The sequence below is a fragment of the Acidocella sp. genome (assembly GCF_013044125.1).
Lineage (GTDB): Bacteria > Pseudomonadota > Alphaproteobacteria > Acetobacterales > Acetobacteraceae > Acidocella.
Map to the genome: position 1 here is coordinate 1 of NZ_JABEVC010000146.1, position 3,102 is coordinate 3,102.

Genomic DNA, 3,102 nt, shown 5'->3' on the forward strand with positions numbered 1-3,102 from the left:
CGTCGTGGTGGCCTGGGTTTTGCTGTCGGACGCCGCCTGCGCGATGATCTGGGTCGCACGCGGGGTCAGGCTGGCCTTATCCCAGTCAAAGAACACCAGATAGGTGCGGGCCGGGGCAGGTGCTGGAGCCGCGGCAACCGGGGCGGCAACCGGAGCCACCGCCGGCGCGGGGGCGGGGGCGTTGAACAACTGGTAGCGCAGGCCAAGCAGGATTGAGTTGGTCGACTGATCGCCATATTTCAACGTGCCGGGGATCGGTGAGCCAACCGGGTAGCCGCCGGGGATGCTCTCGCCGCCCTTGATGTCGGTAACCATCTGCGTGAAGCGGTATTCGGCGGTTACGGACAGGCCGGGCACAGCCGAGATCGGGTACGAAAGCCCGGCGATCAGATTATAGGCGAAGCCTCCCTTCGTTCCGGAAGCGTAGAACGGCCCATTGACCTTATATTGCACCCATTGATACCCGGCGCCCGCTCCCACATAGGGGAAAACCGGCAGGCCGATATTCATGTCATAGAGTACATCAACCATCGGCCCCCAGGTGGAGTGGGTGCCGCTCGACCGGAGATGCCCAAAGGCGGAATCGTCGATCTCATGCAGGGTGGTATGCAGATCATCCATGCTTAGCTGCACCCGCCACCCATCGCCGAACCCATAGCCGAGCGACGCCACGCCGGCATAGCTGGGGCGGTATAGCATCTTGCCGCTCGTGCCGTGCAGGGATTCATGGAACGTGACGGGCATAAGGAAATCCGCACCGCCTTCCAGGCTCACATAAGGCCCGGTGACAGGTTGCGCGTGCGCCGCAAGCGGCAGGGCAAGGCAAGTCGCCGCAGCGAGAATGAAGCGAAAGTTCATAACTGCCTCCTGATGGATAAAGTTAAGACAACGGAAATATGCTACAATTCCGGCGAAGTTTCGCAATGATTCGGGTCATTTTATCGCGCAGCCAGAAAAATGCGCGCAGGTGTGGCCGCAGGGCCACAAAGGAGCCGGTTTTAACCGCGCAGCGCGGCCAGTCCCTGCTTCGCGGTGCCGTCAGGGGCAAAATTCTCCGCCGCCAGCCAGGCTGTCAGCGCATCGCGGCGGCTGGGCCATTCCGGCGCGGTGATGCTGAACATCGCCGTGTCGCGCTGGTGCCCCTTCACCACTTTATGCGCGCGCAGCAGGCCCTCGGGCGTGAAACCCAGCCGTTGCGCGGCGCTTACCGAGGCCGCGTTCTGCGCGTTGCATTTCCACACCAGCCGCCGGTAGCCCAGCTCGTCGGCGGCGCGGCGCAGCAGCAGAAACATCGCCTCGGTGGCCGCGCGGGTGCGCTGCATGCGCGGCGAGAACCAGATGTTGCCCAGTTCGATGGCGGCATGCGCGGGTTCCATATCCAGCAGCGCGAGCCAGCCCGAGGCCATGCCCGTCGCCACCGGGCGCACCGCCCAGACCATCGGGTCGTGCAGCGCGGCGCTGGCGGCGATCCATTTGCCAAGCTCGTCCTGCGAGGCGAACGGGCCGTAGCTCATATAGGTGAAGCTTGCCTCCGCGCCGCGCATCGCCTCGAACAGCTCAGCCGTGTGGCGCCGGTGCAGCGGCTCCAGCGCTACATAAACCCCCGCCATTGGCGTGCGCGCGGGCAGGGGGCGCGGCCAAGCGTCCACCTGCGGCCCCAGCGGCAAATCCCTAGTACCCTGCGTCATTCATGACGCAGGGTACTGCGCGCGGGTTGGTGGGCGGCGCGCGCGAAATATGACGCTAGTGGGACACGGTATTTTCAATGACGTGTCCCACTAGCCACGCAGGCGCGCCAGCGTGGCCGTGGTGGAATGTCCCGGCAGCAGCTCGGCCAACGCCACCGCGCCGCCCCAGCTTTCTACCAGCTCCGCGCCCACCACCGTCTCGCGCGTGTAGTCCGAGCCTTTTATCAGCAGATCCGGCTTGATCAGCTTGATCACCTCGATCGGCGTATCCTCCTCGAACAGGCAGACCAGATCCACGCTCGCCAGCGACGCCAGCACCGCCGCGCGCGCCGCCTCGCCTTGCGCTGGGCGGGTGGGGCCTTTCAGCCGCTTCACTGAAGCATCGGAGTTGATGCCGACAATCAGCCGGTCGCACATCGCCCGGCATTGCTCCAGCAGATGCACATGGCCGGGATGCAGCAGGTCGAAACACCCGTTGGTGAATCCCACCCTGTAGCCGCGCGTGCGCCAGCGCTCGGCGGCTTCGGCGGCGGCGGCGGCGGTCACCACCTTGGTCAGCGCGCCGGTGGCGGGGGCGATGGCGGCCAGAATATCCGCCGGATGCGTCACCGCGGTCCCCACTTTGCCGACGACGATCCCCCCCGCGATATTGGCCAGCCGTGCCGCCTCGGGCAGCGGCACATTGGCGGCCAGCGCGGCGGCGAGCGTCGCCACCACGGTGTCGCCCGCGCCCGATACGTCGAACACCTCTTTTGCTTCGCCGGGGAAATGGTGCACCTCGCCTTGCATCACCAGGCTCATGCCGTCTTCGGAGCGGGTGACGAGCACGGCGCCGAAACCATGCGCGGCCATCAGCTTGCGCGCCGCGGCGACGATCCCAGCCTCGCTATCCACCGGCATGCCGGTGGCTTCGGCCAGCTCGCGCCGGTTGGGGGTTATCACGTCCGCCCCCGCATACAGCGCGTAATCGCGGCCTTTCGGATCCACGATCACCTGGCGGCCGAGCTTCTTGGCCCCCGCGATCAACTGCCCCGCCACCTCGGGGCTCAGCACGCCCTTGCGGTAGTCGGAGAGGATGGTGACGGTGGTGGCCGCCATCGCGTCGAGCGCAATGCGCACCAGCCGCTCGGCCAGCCGCGCCGGCAGCGCCACGGTCTCCTCGCGGTCGGCGCGGATCAGGTGCTGCCCCTGGGCGATGTAGCGTGTCTTCAGCGTTGTCGTGCGCCCGCCCTGCACCAGCAGCCAGGGCTCCACGCGCTCCTGCCCGCCGATCAGCCCGGTCAGGTCCGAGCCCGCCGCATCGTCGCCCACCACGGAGACAAACGCCGCCGAGGCATTCAGCGCGATGAGGTTGCGCACCACATTGCCGGCCCCGCCCGGCATCGCCACTTCGCGCGTCACGGTGAGGATCGGC

Annotated in this window: 3 protein-coding genes; all 3 read right to left on the reverse strand. The window is 66.8% G+C overall.

Features of this window, described 5'->3' with window-relative positions; genetic code table 11:
* A partial coding sequence (locus HKL97_RS09110) for an outer membrane protein (RefSeq protein WP_291424586.1) occupies window positions 1–858 on the reverse strand: 858 nt, incomplete at its 3' end.
* 140 nt (window positions 859–998) lie between these two features.
* On the reverse strand, window positions 999–1,688 hold the full coding sequence (locus HKL97_RS09115) for a GNAT family N-acetyltransferase (RefSeq protein WP_291424587.1): 690 nt from the start codon (window positions 1,686–1,688) through the stop codon (window positions 999–1,001).
* Between the two features lie 90 nt (window positions 1,689–1,778).
* A partial coding sequence (rfaE2, locus tag HKL97_RS09120; protein ID WP_291424590.1) for a D-glycero-beta-D-manno-heptose 1-phosphate adenylyltransferase occupies window positions 1,779–3,102 on the reverse strand: 1,324 nt, incomplete at its 5' end.

Excerpts from the sequence above, each read along its gene's own strand:
- HKL97_RS09115 (WP_291424587.1), bottom strand. The coding sequence starts at position 1,688 with ATGACGCAGGGTACTAGGGATTTGCCGCTGGGGCCGCAGGTGGACGCT.